Annotated in this window: 20 protein-coding genes and 1 tRNA gene; 3 read left to right on the top strand and 18 right to left on the bottom strand. The window is 58.0% G+C overall.

The features are described 5' to 3' along the window. Positions 1-55: 55 nt before the first annotated feature. Genes purQ through purC form a run of 4 tightly spaced genes read right to left on the bottom strand, consistent with a single transcriptional unit; the run spans position 56 to position 2,023 of the window. Entirely contained in the window at positions 56-727 is a 672-nt protein-coding gene (gene purQ, locus QO002_RS12980) for a phosphoribosylformylglycinamidine synthase subunit PurQ (protein WP_307230253.1), read from the bottom strand. Then, positions 724-981, bottom strand: a complete 258-nt coding sequence (locus tag QO002_RS12975) for a hypothetical protein (RefSeq protein ID WP_307230251.1) — start codon at positions 979-981, stop codon at positions 724-726. Before QO002_RS12975 ends, purQ begins: the two co-directional genes overlap by 4 nt. 18 nt (positions 982-999) lie before the next feature. Then, the gene (gene purS, locus QO002_RS12970; protein ID WP_307233363.1) at positions 1,000-1,242 is read right to left on the bottom strand and encodes a phosphoribosylformylglycinamidine synthase subunit PurS; all 243 of its coding nucleotides are present in this window, start codon (positions 1,240-1,242) and stop codon (positions 1,000-1,002) included. Between the two features lie 16 nt (positions 1,243-1,258). Continuing rightward, the gene (gene purC / locus QO002_RS12965; RefSeq protein WP_307230248.1) at positions 1,259-2,023 is read right to left on the bottom strand and encodes a phosphoribosylaminoimidazolesuccinocarboxamide synthase; all 765 of its coding nucleotides are present in this window, start codon (positions 2,021-2,023) and stop codon (positions 1,259-1,261) included. Positions 2,024-2,258: 235 nt separating this feature from the next. Here purC and QO002_RS12960 point away from each other — a divergent pair, with 235 nt between their 5' ends. Next, a complete protein-coding gene (locus QO002_RS12960) occupies positions 2,259-2,573 on the top strand; it encodes a DUF1476 domain-containing protein (RefSeq protein WP_307230246.1) in 315 nt (104 codons plus the stop codon). Between the two features lie 61 nt (positions 2,574-2,634). On the opposite strand, the gene QO002_RS12955 is transcribed toward QO002_RS12960, so the two are convergent. Together QO002_RS12955 and QO002_RS12950 are read right to left on the bottom strand one after the other, a co-directional pair. Further along, a complete protein-coding gene (locus QO002_RS12955; RefSeq protein ID WP_307230244.1) occupies positions 2,635-5,244 on the bottom strand; it encodes a sensor domain-containing protein in 2,610 nt (869 codons plus the stop codon). Positions 5,245-5,359: 115 nt separating this feature from the next. Further along, entirely contained in the window at positions 5,360-5,914 is a 555-nt protein-coding gene (locus QO002_RS12950; protein ID WP_307230242.1) for an RBBP9/YdeN family alpha/beta hydrolase, read from the bottom strand. 202 nt (positions 5,915-6,116) lie between these two features. On the opposite strand from QO002_RS12950, the gene QO002_RS12945 reads away from it, so the two are divergent. Further along, positions 6,117-6,923 (top strand): DUF2189 domain-containing protein, encoded by an 807-nt coding sequence (locus tag QO002_RS12945; RefSeq protein ID WP_307230240.1) that lies wholly within the window; start codon positions 6,117-6,119, stop codon positions 6,921-6,923. 237 nt (positions 6,924-7,160) lie between these two features. On the opposite strand, the gene QO002_RS12940 is transcribed toward QO002_RS12945, so the two are convergent. The 8 genes from QO002_RS12940 to QO002_RS12905 form a co-directional block, all read right to left on the bottom strand. Next, entirely contained in the window at positions 7,161-8,192 is a 1,032-nt protein-coding gene (locus QO002_RS12940; RefSeq protein WP_307230238.1) for an IS110 family RNA-guided transposase, read from the bottom strand. 219 nt (positions 8,193-8,411) lie between these two features. After that, positions 8,412-8,717 (bottom strand): PilZ domain-containing protein, encoded by a 306-nt coding sequence (locus tag QO002_RS12935; protein ID WP_307230236.1) that lies wholly within the window; start codon positions 8,715-8,717, stop codon positions 8,412-8,414. A 146-nt stretch (positions 8,718-8,863) separates the two neighbouring features. Continuing rightward, positions 8,864-10,165, bottom strand: a complete 1,302-nt coding sequence (gene purB, locus QO002_RS12930; RefSeq protein WP_307230235.1) for an adenylosuccinate lyase — start codon at positions 10,163-10,165, stop codon at positions 8,864-8,866. An 80-nt stretch (positions 10,166-10,245) separates the two neighbouring features. Then, positions 10,246-10,794 (bottom strand): hypothetical protein, encoded by a 549-nt coding sequence (locus tag QO002_RS12925; RefSeq protein ID WP_370878547.1) that lies wholly within the window; start codon positions 10,792-10,794, stop codon positions 10,246-10,248. An 8-nt stretch (positions 10,795-10,802) separates the two neighbouring features. Beyond that, a complete protein-coding gene (locus QO002_RS12920; protein ID WP_307230232.1) occupies positions 10,803-10,970 on the bottom strand; it encodes a hypothetical protein in 168 nt (55 codons plus the stop codon). Continuing rightward, the gene (rpe, locus tag QO002_RS12915) at positions 10,970-11,644 is read right to left on the bottom strand and encodes a ribulose-phosphate 3-epimerase (RefSeq protein ID WP_307230230.1); all 675 of its coding nucleotides are present in this window, start codon (positions 11,642-11,644) and stop codon (positions 10,970-10,972) included. Before rpe ends, QO002_RS12920 begins: the two co-directional genes overlap by 1 nt. A gap of 91 nt (positions 11,645-11,735) precedes the next feature. Next, positions 11,736-12,746 carry a P1 family peptidase gene (locus tag QO002_RS12910; RefSeq protein WP_307230228.1) on the bottom strand — a complete coding sequence of 337 codons (1,011 nt, stop codon included), beginning with the start codon at positions 12,744-12,746 and terminating at the stop codon, positions 11,736-11,738. A 2-nt stretch (positions 12,747-12,748) separates the two neighbouring features. After that, positions 12,749-13,828: an ABC transporter substrate-binding protein gene (locus QO002_RS12905; protein ID WP_307230226.1), complete on the bottom strand. Its 1,080-nt coding sequence runs from the start codon at positions 13,826-13,828 to the stop codon at positions 12,749-12,751. Positions 13,829-13,967: 139 nt separating this feature from the next. Here QO002_RS12905 and QO002_RS12900 point away from each other — a divergent pair, with 139 nt between their 5' ends. Then, on the top strand, positions 13,968-14,495 hold the full coding sequence (locus QO002_RS12900; RefSeq protein WP_307233359.1) for a flavin reductase: 528 nt from the start codon (positions 13,968-13,970) through the stop codon (positions 14,493-14,495). A 173-nt stretch (positions 14,496-14,668) separates the two neighbouring features. On the opposite strand, the gene QO002_RS12895 is transcribed toward QO002_RS12900, so the two are convergent. The 4 genes from QO002_RS12895 to QO002_RS12880 form a co-directional block, all read right to left on the bottom strand. After that, positions 14,669-14,929 (bottom strand): hypothetical protein, encoded by a 261-nt coding sequence (locus QO002_RS12895; protein WP_307230224.1) that lies wholly within the window; start codon positions 14,927-14,929, stop codon positions 14,669-14,671. A 329-nt stretch (positions 14,930-15,258) separates the two neighbouring features. After that, a tRNA-Cys gene (locus QO002_RS12890) sits at positions 15,259-15,332 on the bottom strand. 124 nt (positions 15,333-15,456) lie between these two features. Continuing rightward, positions 15,457-16,161 (bottom strand): transcriptional repressor LexA, encoded by a 705-nt coding sequence (gene lexA / locus QO002_RS12885; protein WP_307230222.1) that lies wholly within the window; start codon positions 16,159-16,161, stop codon positions 15,457-15,459. A 143-nt stretch (positions 16,162-16,304) separates the two neighbouring features. Beyond that, complete coding sequence (locus QO002_RS12880; RefSeq protein ID WP_307230220.1) at positions 16,305-16,523, bottom strand: hypothetical protein; 219 nt, start codon at positions 16,521-16,523, stop codon at positions 16,305-16,307. Positions 16,524-16,570 lie beyond the last annotated feature (47 nt).

The following is a 16,570-nucleotide window of genomic DNA, read 5'->3' as shown; positions in this document are numbered from 1 at the left end:
CGGCGCGCGAATCGCTTCCGTGCAGCTTGCCGGGTGGCTTCTATCAAGCGAAGGGTTAAGCGGCTATTACGTCGAGCGCCGAAGCAAACAGGCCGCGGCCGTCAGCACCGCCGTGAGCAGCCTCTATCAGGTTTTCCGGATGCGGCATCATGCCCAGCACATTGCCGGCGCGGTTGACGATGCCTGCGATGTCGTTGACCGAACCGTTGGGATTGGTACCTTCCGCATAGCGAAACAGGACCTGGCCATTGTCCTCGATGGACTTCAGTGTTTCGCTGTCTGCGAAATAGTTTCCATCATGATGGGCGACGGGGCATCGGATGATCTGGCCGGCCTGATAGGCGCGCGTGAAATCCGTCTCGGCGTTGACCACCTCAAGCTTGATTTCGCGGCAAACGAACTTCAGCGAGGCGTTGCGCATCAATGCGCCCGGCAAGAGGCCGGCTTCGACGAGAATCTGGAACCCGTTGCAGACACCCAGAACTTTCACGCCAGCTTCTGCCTTGGCCTTGATCGCCTGCATCACCGGCATACGGGCGGCAATCGCACCACAGCGCAGGTAGTCACCGTAGGAAAATCCGCCGGGAATGACGATCAGATCGACATCCGGGATCTCGGTTTCTGTCTGCCAGATGGTGACCGGCGCCTTGCCAGAAATTTTCGTCAGAGCCGCGATCATGTCGCGGTCGCGGTTGAGGCCGGGAAGCTGGACGACTGCAGATTTCATGGGTGCGGTTCAAACCTTGCTTGGGCCTCGGCGAGCTCACGCAGTTCGAGGCGATTTTCAATGCGTTCGAGACGGGTCTCGTGACGACCGAGCGTGGCGTAAATATTGTTTACGTCCTGCTGAATTGCAATCATCGTGCCGCGAACAGTGCCTAATTCCGATTTGACTCTCGACATCTCAAATTTGAGATTGGATAGGTCCATCCGCATTTTCTTGAGCAATTCGTAGATCAGGTCGGTGGTAACGTCTACCATGGGCCATTCCCTCAACCATCAGGAGAGGGAGATAGAATAGTTCTCGATTACCGTGTTTGCCAGAAGTTTTTCGCACATGGCCTTGAGGTCGGTTTCGGCCCTGGCCTTGTCGGTTGTCTCGATCTGGAGATCGAAGACCTTACCCTGGCGGACATGGCCGATGCCGTCGAAACCGAGAGCGCCAAGGGCGCCCTCGATTGCCTTGCCCTGCGGGTCCAGAACGCCATTCTTCAGCGTCACAGTTACGCGTGCATTGATCACTGTCATCGTTTCCTGATTACTTGACCAGAACCGGGCCGGAGCCACGCGGTGGTTCGTTCTCGTTCATGATGCCGAGGCGGCGGGCGACTTCCTGATAGGCTTCGACCAGACCGCCCATGTCACGGCGGAAACGGTCCTTGTCCATCTTTTCCTTGGTCTCGACATCCCAGAGACGGCAGCTGTCTGGAGAGATTTCGTCGGCAAGAATGATGCGCATCATATCGCCTTCGAAAAGGCGACCGCATTCGATTTTGAAATCGACGAGCTGGATGCCGACGCCGAGGAACAGGCCCGTAAGAAAGTCGTTGATGCGAATGGCAAGCGCCATGATGTCATCAAGTTCCTGCGGGTTTGCCCAGCCGAAGGCGGTGATGTGCTCTTCGGAGACCATCGGGTCTTCCAAAGCATCGGCCTTGTAGTAAAATTCAATGATCGAGCGGGGAAGAACGACGCCTTCCTCGATACCGAGGCGCTTGGAAAGCGAACCCGCGGCGACGTTGCGCACGACGATCTCGAGTGGAATGATCTCCACTTCCTTGATCAGCTGCTCGCGCATATTGAGGCGGCGGATGAAATGGGTCGGAATCCCGATCCTGTTCAGATGGGTGAAAATGTATTCCGAGATACGGTTGTTGAGTACACCCTTGCCGTCGATGATGTCATGCTTCTTCTTATTGAAGGCGGTGGCGTCATCTTTGAAGAACTGGATCAGCGTGCCTGGCTCGGGACCCTCATAAAGGATCTTAGCTTTGCCTTCGTAGATACGGCGGCGACGATTCATGAATGGTGTCTCTATGTTGCTGGCGCTCTTGGGCCGCGCCGATATGCATTTCCTAAGCGGGTCCATAGCGGAAAAGAAACGATTTCACAATCGGCCTGTTGACCCGTCCCCCGAATTCACTGCGCAGCTTAGCATGAAAGTCTTCAATGCCGAAAACTTCGCATTGCACTTTTGACAGGCTTTTGGTTTATGGGCGCTATGCTCGCATGGTACCGAATTCTTAGGGAGATCGAGAATGACCAACATGCAGGATCGCGAAAAGGCTTTCGAAGCAAAGTTTGCGCTGGATGAGGAAGGGCGCTTCCAGGCCGAGGCTCGGCGCAACAAGCTGCTCGGGCTCTGGGCTGCGGGTCTTCTCGGCAAGGATGATGCTCAGGCCTATGCCAGGGAAGTGGTCGCCTCCGATTTCGAAGAGGTGGGTCACGAAGGCGTCGTGCGTAAGTTACGCGCCGATTTCGACGCCGCCGGCATCGCCCAGACTGACGACCAGATTCGTTTGAAGATGATCGAGCTTTTGTCAGAAGCTATTTCGCAAATCGAAAACGGCTGATACCCCTGCTTCGCAGGAACTCAAGAAAGCCATCCGAGCGCGAGCTGGGTGGCTTTCGTGTCTATACGGAACCCTTGATGGCCGTTGTCTTCGGGGAAAAACTCTTGGTTTCCTGTGGCCATTTGCAGGCACGGGCAAATACCTCGAAGTCCTCCCGCGCCATTGGACGCGCGAAGGCGTAACCCTGGAGGATGTCACAACCGAGATCCTGCAGAATAACCGCATGGGCGAGCGTTTCCACGCCCTCTGCAACCACTTCGACATTCAGCGAGTGGCCGATGTCAATGATGGAGCCAACCAGCTTGCGCTGCTCCGGCACGTCCGTGAGCGGCTTTATCAGGGCTCGATCTATCTTGAGGCGGGCAGGGCTGAGCTTCAGTAGCCCGATGATCGATGCATGGCCAGTGCCGAAATCGTCGATCTCGATCTCGATCCCCAAGGCCTTCAAGGCCGCGATCGTCTCGGATACGCCGTCCTCCAGTTCATCGAGGAAGATCGATTCCAGAAGTTCAAAGGACAATCGTCCCGGGGGGAAGTCGAGCGCCTTCAGGCTTTCCACCAGGTCAGGCTCGCGCAGTCGGCGCGAAGAGACGTTGAGAGAGAGGCGTGCCACGGGAAGATCGGCCGCGTCCCAGCTTGCGAAATCCCGCAGGGCCTGCGATGCGATTGCCCGGTCAATGGTCGACAGGGCATCGATGTCCTCGGCGATCTTCAGGAAATGGTCCGGAGCCAGCAGGCCGAGACGGGGGTGTTGCCAGCGGACCAGAGTTTCCACGCCCGTAATGTTCAGCGTGCGGGCATTGAATTGAGGCTGATAGAACGGGATGAACTCTCCATCTTCGATCCCTCGGATAATGTCATCAGCGGTGCGCTTGGCATGCTGGATCTGGGTCTGGAGATGCTTGGTGAAAAATTCGGACCGGTTTCTTCCAAGGCTCTTGGCGCGGTAGAGCGCGATATCGGCGTTCATGAGGGATAGGCGCGCATCCTGCCCGTCATCTCCAACCCAGGCGATGCCGGCGCTTGCACCGAACCGGCAGAGATAGCCCTGATAAGGAACAGGGCGGCGCAGGAGGTCGATGACACCGTTGGCCATGGGCACAATATCGTCGGGTGACGTGCGCGGCGCGCAGAGAATGACAAACTCATCACCACCGATGCGCGCTACAAAATCCCCGGTGTCTATGGCGCTGGAAAGGACCTGCGCCGTATGAACCAGCATGGCATCGCCCGCCTGATGGCCGAGCGTATCATTGATCTGCTTGAAGCGATCCAGATCGATATGCAGAATGGCGCAATAGCGCACCCTGCCGGCCATCCAGTCGTCAAGTTTTTGGTCGAGATAACGGCGGTTGGGCAGTTTTGTCAGGTGGTCGTGGAGAGCGTTGTACTCGATCCTGGCCTTGGCGGCCTCCAGTTCGTCATTGCGCGCTTCGGCCAGGCGTCGTGCGTGATCGAGTTCATCGCGAAGATTGATGTCTTCGGTTACGTCCCAGTTGGCACCGACCAGCTTTCGCTCTCCTTCGCCATCGATAAAGACGATCGAACGGGAACGGATGTGGCGGGTCTCTCCATCAGGCCGGATGATCCTGAAGGCGTTCATGAATGGTTCGCCGGAAGCCGTTCCTTCCTGCACGATACGCATCGCCTCGTCGTAGTCGTCGGGATGCAGCAGTTCTTCGAACATGGCCCGGCCGGGGTCGGTGGTCTCGGGGTCATAGCCGTAGAGGCGGATCAGTTCGGCGTCGCGAACCACCGTGCCGCGATCGAGGTTGGCTTCGAAGACCCCGATCTTGGAGATATCGAGCGCAAGTCGCAGGCGCCGCGAGATTTCCTGTAGCCGGGCAGCGTCCTTCTTTCGCGCCGATATATCCGTGTCGGTACCGATTACGCGTGTCGGTCGTCCGTCCTCGCCCCACTGGATGGAAGCTCCACGGCTTTCGATCCAGACGTAGTGGCCATCCGCATGACGCTCGCGATATTCGAAGGTGTTGAATTCGACTTCGCCCTCGTCCTGACGACGGATGCACTCCAAAACCCAGGCGCGATCATCGGGGTGAACGCTTTCGATCCAGGTTTCCAGCTCGCCATCGACCGTGGCATCTGCCGCCATGCCGCGGATTTTCTTCCAGGTTGCCGAGTAGAAAAGGTCGTTCGCTTTGAAATCGTGATCCCACACACCCTGGTGGGCGCTGTCGAGAGCGTGTTTCCAACGTGTCTCGCTTGCCTCAAGAATGGCTATTTTCTGCATCGCGCCGTCTATCGGCTGGACCTGCATCGTGTATTGGCGGCCGTTATCGAGATCCGACACAGAGAGCGAGGCCTGTAGCCACCTGTGGGTGCCGCCTGCGGCACTAGAGCGCAACTCGCAATGCGAAACGCCAGCGCCCGTTTCATCGAGCGTTGCGAGCGCGCGCCTGAGGCTGCCAACGCTTTCTGCGCTGACGAGTTCGTTTATCGAAACACCTCGCCTGCTGCCCGGCAGCAGGCGCTCAAGCATTGCGTTAGCGTAATGGAGTTTTCCGTTTCCGTCGAACAGGCAAAACCCTGCAGGCGCATCATCGAGGAGTGCCTGGGCCGGGAAACCGTCGCTGGCGGCCGTGTCGGCCAACCTTTTTGCGCTTCGAGTGTCTGATGTCGTCACGTCTTGGCCGTTCTGGAAATTTGCCATTATCTTCCACATCACTCATGAAAGTGTGATTAATGGCGATCCGAAACCGTCCAGTTCCTTTCCGCCACACGCACTTTCATCAGCACTGTGACGGAAAATGACGATCAATTTGTGCCTAAGCCTGCAACTTGCTCAGGAACTGCGCGAAAACCATGGTTCCCTCCGGCCACGGGCCATGGCCGGATTCGCTGTTGATGTGGCCGGATTCACCGGCATCGACCAGCATCGAGCCCCAGGCATTGGCGATGTCGCCGGCATGATCATAAGAACCAAACGGATCATTGCGGCTTGCAACCATCAGCGATGGAAAAGGTAGCGGATCACGGGGGTAGGGGCCAAAAGTCATCAGGTGCTTGGGCCTGATCCTGGGATTGGTAACCTCAGGTGGCGCCACCAGAAAAGCGCCCGCAATTTTCTTCTCGATATGCGGCAGCGCGTGGACAGCCGTTGCCACGCCGAGCGAATGGGCAACGATCACGACCGGCTTGGTGGCAGCGTTGACCTCGGCGATCATCCGGGCAACCCAATCTTCGCGCACGGGCTTGGACCATTCCGCCTGTTCGACACGACGGGCGGACGCGAGCTTGTTCTGCCAGCGCGTCTGCCAGTGATCGGGGCCGGAATTGGTATAACCGGGGACGATGAGGATATCTGCTTCTGATGCTTTCATAGTAACGGCGATGTGAGGTCGTCTGCCCTCGAAGTCAAGTGATGGAAAGACAAATCGGGTATATGCTCAGTGCATGGATTATCGACGATTTATATGCGTCGATGCAATGCGGAATGTCACGATATCGTTTGCGCCGCTTTTCCCTACGACCTCGTCAGAGAGGTGCGGCGAAGATTACCCCGGATCAGGAGGAGATCTCGTCATGACAGCATTTCATGTAATGGCCGGTGCCGAAGGTACGGTTGCCCACCCCGGCATTCGGAAAATTACCGTTTCCGATGTCTTTGAGGCTCTCTACCGAGGGTGGGACGATTTCTGCGAAAAGCCGTCGCACTACGTCTTTCTCGGACTGATCTATCCCATTGCCGGTGTCGTTCTGGCTGCCTGGAGTTCCGGCGCCAACATGCTGCCGCTTCTCTATCCGCTGGCGTCCGGTTTTGCACTCATCGGGCCGGTTGCTGCAATCGGGCTCTACGAGATCAGTAGACGGCGGGAGGCTGGCATGGACACATCCTGGCGGCACGCGCTGGATGTTCGTCGCTCTGCGGCCATCCCCTCGATCCTTGCGTTGGCTGCAATGCTGCTCGCTCTCTTCGTGATGTGGCTGGTGATTGCGCAATCGCTCTATGTCCAGTTGGTTGGCGAGATGCCGCCAGCGTCCATTACCGCATTTCTGAACGGAATTCTCTCCACAGAAGCCGGATGGAACCTCATTCTCGTCGGTAATGCTGTCGGCTTCGTATTCGCCGTTATCGTGCTGTCGACTGTTGTCGTATCGTTTCCACTGCTGCTCGACCGCGATGTCGGAGCGGTGTCCGCAGTCCAGACGTCGATCAAGGCAACGCTCGTCAACCCGGTTCCTGTCGCGGTCTGGGGGCTGATTGTTGCCTGTGGCCTTGTGATCGGCTCAATCCCGGTGTTTGTCGGACTGGCAGTCATCATGCCGGTTCTCGGTCATGCGACCTGGCATCTCTATCGCAAGATGATCGAACCGTTGCAGATCAAGTAGCGCCTTCTGTAATGGGCCTTTGTTCGTCAAGTCCCTCAGTACCAAAATCTCGTCACCAGGATCATGCTTCTGTCCGTGGTCAACACGCAGGCCGCATAAGATCAGAACCGGCAGGTCAATCTAGGCGGCGTGATTGCCGAAGCCTCACAGCACTACTTACGACCTTGCCAGGCTCTCGTCCCGGTGACGGGACCTTCATTGAGACGAGCCCAAAATACCTCGTCTCGATACCGCTATCTATGCCGCAGAGGCTTCCTTGCCCCAACGGAATTCGCTCTCGTTCACCCACATACGATGAAGGATCGTCGCAAGCTTGCGGGCCAGCGCGACTTTCGCCCGTTTCATGCCACGCCGTTTTGCCACATCGACTGCCCATCGTTTCAGCGCCGAGAACCTGGTAGCACGGGTCAGCATAATGTGGGCCGCCTCGTAAAGGGCGGTGCGCACCATTGTGTCACCAACCCGGCTGATGCCACCGTCCAGATCCGTCTCGCCGGATTGGTATTTCTTCGGCGTCAACCCGAAGTAGGCGCCGACGGTCTGAGATTTCGTAAACCGGCTTGGGTCGTCGATCGCGGAGCGATAGGTAATAGCAACGAGCGCACCAACGCCCGGTGTGGTCATCAGTCTTTGGCAGACCTGATCCTGGCGAACGATCTTCAACATCTCACGATGCATTTTGGTGAACTCCGTCCAAAGCGCATGACGAGCCTGCAACATAGCGCCTATCACGGTCTTCAACACCGGATGTCCGTCGACGAGCTCAAATATTCGTGCTTCAAATCGGCCGCGGCTCACCTCGCCAACCTTCAAGCCATAGCCCCGCAAAATACCCCGAATGCTGAGCTCGACGTCACGCAATTTGGCCTGCAGCAGTTTGCGACCGGTCAGAAGCGCCCGGACATCCTGCGAGCCGGGAGATTTCGAATGCACAGCGCGATACCATCCCATCCGCAACAATTGGGCGATGCCGCGTGCATCTTTACGGTCCGTCTTGATGATCATCGCCGACAGGGCAGCCTTCACATGGCGGGTTTCCAGCAGAACGACATCAAAGCCAGCCTTCGTTAGGCCCTCATGGAGCCATTGAGACAAGGGACCTGCTTCAAGCCCCACCCGCCTCACGGCAAACTCCAACGAAACAAAGTGTTCGATCAGCGCATCTGGATCGCTCGCTACCTTCGTCTCGCGGATAATTTTGCCCGCGGCATCCACCAAACACACGCTGCTCGCTTCCAAAGAAACATCAATTCCGGCAAAGTACTCCATGGCTGTTCCTCGCTTGATGTTTGGGGCCGACCAGCTCGGACCCCGTCTCAACATCGTCATTCTGAGGGACAGCCACCAATCTGGCTACATTCTCGGAAGCGTCGGCCCATTACGGCATCTAGAGGATGTCCGGTTCGGATTGAACCAGGCATCCTCTAGATTCTTTTGTTTTCGTTTGTCTTTACGGGAAAACCGGTTTCCACTTTTCCCTGACAAACGCTAACGGAAGTACTTGAAGTAGGACGAAACCTGGGCCGAGGTGTTGGATGACGCGTGAAGGCGAATGCCGATCCTGTCGCCTCGGTACCAGTGGACGACGCCTGTCAGATGGCCAAGCTCGTCACTCTCGATGGTGACTTCCTGGCCTGTCTTCGCATTGATGTCGAAATAGAGTTGGAAGCAGATGCCAGCCGGGGACAGGTCCTTGACGATACCACGGCTGGTGCCGCCCTTGCACGTGACCTCGCCGGTAAACTTCGTCGCAACCCGCTTCGCCTTCCTCTCAACAACCTGCTGAACCGGCATGTCTTGCCTCCCATTATTCGTTGAAAGGCAGGATTTCACCAAAGGCTGAGGATTCGATTGAGAAAACCGTTCGCTTTTGAGGCATCTGCGTCAAAGCGGAACGCAGGGGGGCGGGAGAGGGAGCCCGAAGGCTCCCCAGCCGAAAATCAGCCGAATACCCGGCGGAAGATCGTATCGACGTGCTTGGTGTGATAGCCAAGGTCAAACTTTTCGCGGATGGTTTCTTCCGGAAGGGCTGCGCGAACCTCGGCGTCTGCCAGCAGCTCTTCGAGGAAGTCCTTGCCGTGTTCCCAAACTTTCATCGCGTTGCGTTGAACCAGGCGATACGCGTCCTCGCGTGACACGCCAGCCTGCGTCAAGGCAAGCAGCACCCGCTGGGAATGCACAAGGCCGCGGAACTTATTCATGTTCTTCAGCATGTTGTCCGGGTAGATCACCAGCTTCTCGACGACACCGGCCAGACGGTTCAGTGCAAAGTCGAGCGTGATCGTCGTGTCAGGTCCGATGGCGCGTTCAACGGAAGAGTGCGAGATATCACGCTCATGCCAGAGGGCGACATTTTCCATGGCTGGCGTCACGGCCATGCGCACGAGGCGGGCAAGGCCGGTCAGGTTTTCCGTCAGGACAGGATTGCGCTTGTGCGGCATGGCTGACGAGCCCTTCTGGCCGGGCGAGAAGAATTCCTCGGCTTCCAGAACTTCCGTGCGCTGCATATGACGGATTTCGATCGCCACGTTTTCGATCGAAGACGCGATGACGCCGAGCGTGGCAAAGAACATGGCATGACGATCGCGCGGGATGACCTGCGTCGAGATCGGCTCGGGCACGAGACCGAGCTTCTCACAAACGTATTCTTCGACGCTCGGATCGATATTGGCGAAGGTGCCGACGGCACCCGAAATTGCACCGGTTGCCACTTCCGCCCGGGCAGCGACCAGCCGGTCGCGGTTGCGGCTCATCTCCGCGTAGAAGCGGGCAAGTGTCAGCCCCATAGTCGTCGGCTCGGCATGGATACCATGGCTGCGGCCGATGCGCACCGTGTCCTTGTGTTCGAAGGCGCGTGCCTTCAACGCCGCGAGAACGCGGTCCATATCCGCAAGCAGGATGTCGGCGGCCCGAACCAGCTGGATGTTGAAGGTCGTGTCCAGCACGTCTGAGGAGGTCATCCCTTGATGGATGAAGCGGCTGTCCGGACCGACGAATTCGGCGAGGTGGGTCAGGAACGCGATGACGTCATGCTTGGTGACAGCTTCGATCTCGTCGATCCGCGCGACGTCGAATTCGGCAGCATTACCCTTTTCCCAGATGATCTTTGCCGCTTCCTTCGGAATGACGCCAAGCTCTGCCAGTGCGTCGCAGGCATAGGCTTCGATCTCGAACCAGATGCGGAACTTCGTTTCAGGCGACCAGATGGCGACCATTTCCGGCCGGGAGTAGCGGGGGATCATGGGCTTTGCTTTCGTATTGAGGTGAAGTTGGCTGTGCCTCTAGCAAAGATAGGGGGCAATCTCAACGCTCGAGTCGATCGCTAGCGGTTCCAGGGCGGTGAAAGTCGAGGTTTTGCCAGCCACAGGCTTGTTGCTGCAAGCACGACCGCTCCGAACGGAACGAACAGTCGCACGCCCATGACGACAAACTGGTAAGTGGCGCCAGCGCCAGTGATGATAAACTGATAAATCCAGATGCGGCTGCCAAACGGGGCGTGCCACTGTTCGTAGAACTGCCGGTATTGCATGGCGAAGAGAAATGCCGTTGCAGTGATGGTAAATACCGTCAGGCAGACAAAATAGGCGGCGAAGCGTGCCTCGCTGCGGCGATCATATGCGCAAAACCGAGCCAGAGAGAGCGCAAAAGGCCAGGCAAGAATGCCGCCGCAAAGATAAAGCGCCAGCACCGCATCAAGCCGCGCGGTTTCCGCTCTGTTTTGAAGATAGAGCGCCCCAAAGGCTGCCGCAGCCATCATGACGCCCCAGAGAATTGCGCCGCAGAAGAGTTCGCGAAGGCTTGGGCTTGTTTCCCTCAGACGCAGTATCGCGCGGCGGAGAGTGCCTTGCTTTTCCGGAGGCGAGTCACCCATCTGGAGCATCAGCGTGTCTCCGTGTCCGCGACACCATCTTCCTCGAAGGCAAAGGCACCGCCATCCTCAGAAAAGCCGATGACCCCGAGCGAGGCAATATCACCCGCAAAAGCAGGGGCAGAAGCCAGCATAAACCAGCCCGCGATCCAATCGATCGTGCGGGCCGGCGCGGTCATCAGCGGCCAGCCTCGGCGAGCGTGCGCAGGGTACCGATCATATCGCTGTAGGCCTCGATCTTGCCGCCCTTGAAGATGGCGGAACCGGCGACGAAGACGTTGGCACCGGCAGCCGAGATATCAGCGATCGTATCGGCTGCAACCCCGCCATCCACTTCAAGCTCGATTGGCCGATCCCCGATCATCGACCGGATCGTGCGGATCTTGTCGAGGGCGGAGGTTACAAATTTCTGCCCGCCAAAACCAGGATTGACCGACATCACAAGAACGAGGTCCACGGTATCGAGGACGTATTCGATGACACTGGGAGGCGTTGCGGGATTGAGCGATACGCCGGCTTTCTTGCCGAGATTACGGATGGTCTGCAGCGACCGATGCAGATGCGGACCGGCTTCGGCATGAACCGTGATGATATCGCAACCCGCCTTTGCAAAGGCCTCGAGATAAGGATCCGCCGGAGCGATCATCAGGTGGCAATCGAACGTTGCCCTGGTGAACGGTCGCAGAGACCTGATGACATCCGGCCCGAAGGAGATGTTGGGCACAAAGTGGCCGTCCATTACGTCGAGATGTATCCAGTCGGCGCCCGCCTCGGTCACATCGCGAACTTCCTGGCCGAGTTTTGCGAAATCTGCGGCGAGAATCGACGGGGCGATGCGTATTGGCAATGTCATGATGTTTGGCTCCAGGCGTTTTCCGGGCAATAGCACCGCTGTGGTGCGCAAACAATATTGCGAGCAAGATTCCGTGCTCGCGACAGCCTTTTCAGGCGTGTGGAGGCGATTGAGACCAAACCGGCAGAGTATCCCCATCCATGGGCGTAGCATCGTGCACGCCCCTTGCGATAGCGCGTGCCATCGTGGAGGCGGCAAGGGCACAGAGCGTGACGAAACCACGCTCATCGGGTTTCACGCCGCTCTTCCCGGTGGCGAGGGCAAAGACAATATCACCATCAAATGGCGTATGCGCTGGCCAGAGCGCACGGGCGAATCCGTCATGGGCGGCAATCGCCAGTCGCTTGGCTTCTGCCTTCGTCAGCAGGGCGTCGGTGGCGATTACGGCGATGGTGGTGTTGCGCATTTCCGCGGGCTTGCCGCCCATCTTGGTGCGGATAGTGCGCGCTCCTTGCGGGAAAGGGTGTGGCATGCCGAGACCGCCGAACTCATTGCCTTCCTCGAAGGGAGCTGCCCAAAAATGCCGGGAACTCGCAATCGTCGCGGAACCCAGCGCGTTGACGGCAACGAGTACACCGATCGTCATGCCGCCTTCGATCGCCGATGCCGTGCCGAGCCCGCCTTTCAAGCCTGCCGTGAGCGCCCCGGTGCCGGCACCGGCGCTGCCGGTCCGAAACGCCAGACCGGCATTGCGCACGGCATCATAGCCAAGCTCGCGATAGGGCGGATATCGACCCCACGACTTGTCGCCACCATTGAGCAGATCGAAAAGAATGGCGGCCGGAACAATGGGCACGCGCGCGGGGCCAACGGCAAAGCCGCGACCGTCTTCGGCAAGGGCGCTCTGCGCGCCGGACGCGGCGTCGAGCCCGAAGGCGGATCCGCCGGAAAGAACGATGGCGTCCACTGCCTGGACCGTATTGTGTGGCTCAAGCAAATCCGTTTCGCGGGTACCGGGGGCGCCGCCGAGCACCTGGCAGGCCGCAATCGCCGGCTCATCACAGACGACGACAGAAACGCCGGATTTCAGGCTGACGTCCTCGGCATTGCCAACCTTGATCCCGGCGACATCGGTGATGGAGTTGCGCGGGCCTGGCCGCATCGTCAGTTCACCTGTTGGGCTGGCTCGACGAAACGGTCGTCGCGCCATTCCAGCAGCCGATAGGGTGTCGGCTTCAATTCGTGGTCAGCGCCAAAGCTAACAGTGCCAATAGCTGTTTCGAATGATCCGCGCGCCACGGCGGCGCGCAGCGGGATGTCTTCGGCGGCAGCCTTGTCCTTCGCCGCTTCAAGCAGGGTAACGGCTGAGAAGCCTGGCAGGACATAACCTTCCGGCACGATGCCGGCCTGATTGAATGCAGCCGTTGCATCTGCGGCTGCCGGCTGGCGTGCATAGTCGGGCAGGGCAATCGCCAGCACACCATCTTCCAGTGGCACCGGATCGTCCGCGGCATTCAGCGCTTCTCCACCCATGAAGATGAGACCTCCATTTTCCGCCTTCGCATCCCGTGCAATCACCGCAATATCGGACCGGTCGCCGCCCACGAAAACATGGGTAGCGCCGCTTTTGACCAGCCTGCGCACGAGGGCGACCTGCTGTTCCTGGGCAGGGCGGTAGGTATCGGCAAAGAGCGGCGTCAGGCCGATCTCGGCGAGGGCGCCCTTGATGCTCTCAACAAGTTCACGCCCATGGATCGTGCCATCATCAATCAGCGCCAGTGGTTCGTTCTTCCAGCGCGCAAGAATTGCTTCCGTGATCTTTGTCGATTCCGCGCCGGCATTCGGAACAAGACGGAAGAAGGGCCAATTGTTCTTGATCGCGTCGCCCATCAGGATATCGGAGCGGACACTGAGCGTGATGGCTGGAATATTGGCAGGGGCGAGAACGGGCATGGCGGCCTCGAGGCTTTCCGTGCAGAGAAAACCGATCGCAGCTTCGGCGCCGCTATCGACAATTGCCTTGGCAAGGTCCGCGCTGCCCGAAGCCTCGCACGTCTCGGCAATGGGTATGATTTCGGTGCCACGATCCTTGGCTTTGAAGCTTGCACCATCGGTGATCTGCTTGCTGAGCAGCGCGAAGGGACCTTCGGCCGGAGCGACAACCGCGATCTTGAGACCGGCCGCTGCAGCCGGCGATGCAATTATAATCGCAGCCATGGCAAGACTTGCTGTCAGTCGACGCATTCGCAGTTCCATCCCAAATTTTCGGCGTGTTCCGTTGATAGCTGCTGTTTTAAAGATGTGGCCTTTGGGGTCAAAGGAAAAGATCACGGCGCTGTGTCCAGATCTGCACTTGCCGCTTACATATTTTCCGCCAACGACTATGTGTAAGGCCATACATTGTTCGGAGAGTTTCGTGTTGCAGACGCTTGCCCTCGACCCCGTTTCCTATCGTGACGCCATGAGCCAACTTGCCGGCCATGTCCATATCGTGACGACAGCGGAGGGCGAGGCCCGTCGCGGCGTAACGATTACTGCCGCCTGCTCGGTGTCAGATGATCCTGCGACCCTGCTTGTGTGCCTCAACCAGGCCAACGTGCGAAATGACATCTTTCTGACTAGCGGTTGTTTTGCCCTCAACGTCCTGGGCGCCGATCAGATAGGGTTGGCCAACGTATTTTCAGGTCGCGAACCCATCGAACCTGAATACCGGTTCGACCACGGCGATTGGGGCACGCTTTTGACGGGTGCGCCCTCGCTAAACGGTGCAATGGCTGTCTTCGATTGCGAGGTGATCGACGTCAAGCGCATCGCAACGCATATGGTGCTGTTTGGCAAAGTAGTCGCGATGCAGACTGCTGAGGCCAGGGAAGCACTTGTCTATCTCAACAGAGGCTACCGCTCGGTTTAAGCGACAGCGATATTTGAGCACCCGTTAAAACACGGGCATACCATAGGTCTAAGCCGCGCCGTCTAGTTTGACGCCCTCACGGGCCGTTAATCACCGGAGCCGGTCTGCGGCGTTGGATCCTTGTCGACAGGTGCCGGTTGCTGCGCTTCGTTGCTCGGCGAGGTAGTCGTGGCCTAGCTGTTGGAGACGCCAGTTTCCGCGGGTGTCATCGGAGTGGTCTGCTGGGTCCGGGTTGAAGCGTCATTATCGGTGCTCTCACCGAACAGTTCCGCACCCGCCCACGCGACAATAGCCAAAAGCAACCCGCAGATCAGTACGATAAAAACAGGTTTTCCCAGTCCGCCCTGCCGCGCCTCGTTTGTGGTCGCCTTGACTGTTCTATCTTCGTCTACGCTCGAAACCCTGTCGCCCCGTTCATCCAAATGGGTCGCCATCGCTCAAACTCCTTCTCACGGTCGAACTGAGAGGGCAACGGGACAGACTGGCAAAGGTTCCTCCCAGGCGATGAACAACAGAAGTTGCGGAGGGGCCTGGCGTGCAGGAAAAGAGTTCGAACGAGTGCGGACTTGGTTTTGGAGTGCACGTTAAAAGCGGAGGGTGCATCCTCGAGTTTCAAAATTTACAGGCTATGCAAAGCCTCAAGCGCGACTGGGAGCGCAGACGGCAGAGGTTTTTCGCAACGAAAATATGTTGATGTTGAGCCACCCAGTACTTAACCGCAAAAATGCAGCCGTAAGCACTTGTTTTCGTGGCGGGAAAAATTTGGAGGCCTCGCCCGGAATTGAACCGGGGTACAAGGATTTGCAGTCCTCTGCGTCACCACTCCGCCACGAGGCCTCTCAGGTCCGATCACTCGGGCCGTTGCGAGCGTTTAGAATCATCCTAGACAAATCGCAAGGGGAATATCCGCGAATGCTGTGATTTTTCCCGTCTTTGATTGAGGCGCGAACGCCGGAGCGCCTCAATGATACTTGCGAATGAGGCCGACGAGCTTGCCCTGGATTTTCACCCGGTCCGGGCCGAAGATCCTCGTTTCATAAGCCGGATTTGCGGCCTCCAGGGCGATAGAAGCACCCTTGCGACGAAAGCGCTTCAGCGTCGCCTCTTCATCATCGACGAGGGCCACAACGATCTCACCGGGGCTGGCGGTGTTAGCGTTGCGGATGATGACGGTATCGCCGTCGAGGATACCTGCTTCGATCATCGAATCGCCGCGCACTTCCAGAGCGTAATGCTCGCCGGCACCGATCATTTCGAATGGTACGGAGATATCATGCGTGTTGTTCTGGATAGCGGAGATCGGGACACCCGCCGCGATTCGTCCCATCACAGGCACATTGACGGAGTTGGTTTCCGGCGGGCGAGCTTTGGCGGGGGGCGGCGCTACATCCCGGCTCCCCTGGATGACGCTGGGAGAAAAGCCGCGCTTGGGCTGAAGACTTGGCGAATAGGCCTCCGGCAGCTTGATCACTTCGAGCGCACGCGCCCTGTTCGGAAGCCGGCGAATGAACCCACGTTCTTCCAAGGCTGTGATCAAACGGTGGATGCCCGATTTGGACGCAAGATCCAGGGCATCCTTCATTTCGTCGAAGGACGGCGGCACGCCGGATTCCTTCATGCGCTCATGAATGAAAAGCAGCAGTTCCTGTTGCTTGCGGGTCAGCATGACATTTCACTCCGGAATTGCGAAACAAATCAAGAACAGACACTATATGTTCCATTTGTGTTCCGCAAGTGCTTAAAACCACGTGAATTCCGGAAAGGCACATGAAAAAAATGCGGCGTTGTCGCTGCTGTCCGTTTGGCCGCTCAATGATAATAGTAGCAGGCGCAATCGGCCTTGCAGTCGTCGCTGTCGCTCCAGACGCGAACAGCAAGCTTTCGAGCAGCACCTGCTTCGTCAAGGCGCACGCCAAGAAGCGTTGTCGCTGCCAGCTTCGGGCTAATCGCGTTCACTTCCACGGCAGAGCCGACCTGATGAACGCCCTGCTTTGGCGTCCATGTGAAGAACTGAAGGCTGTAATGCATAGCGATCCTCCGTAACAACTGCATTGCCGCGGGTTCATGATTGGATT

Source organism: Pararhizobium capsulatum DSM 1112, assembly GCF_030814475.1.
GTDB lineage: Bacteria > Pseudomonadota > Alphaproteobacteria > Rhizobiales > Rhizobiaceae > Pararhizobium > Pararhizobium capsulatum.
The sequence above is the reverse complement of the archived record's forward strand: the minus strand, read 5'-3'. Positions and strand labels throughout refer to the sequence as shown.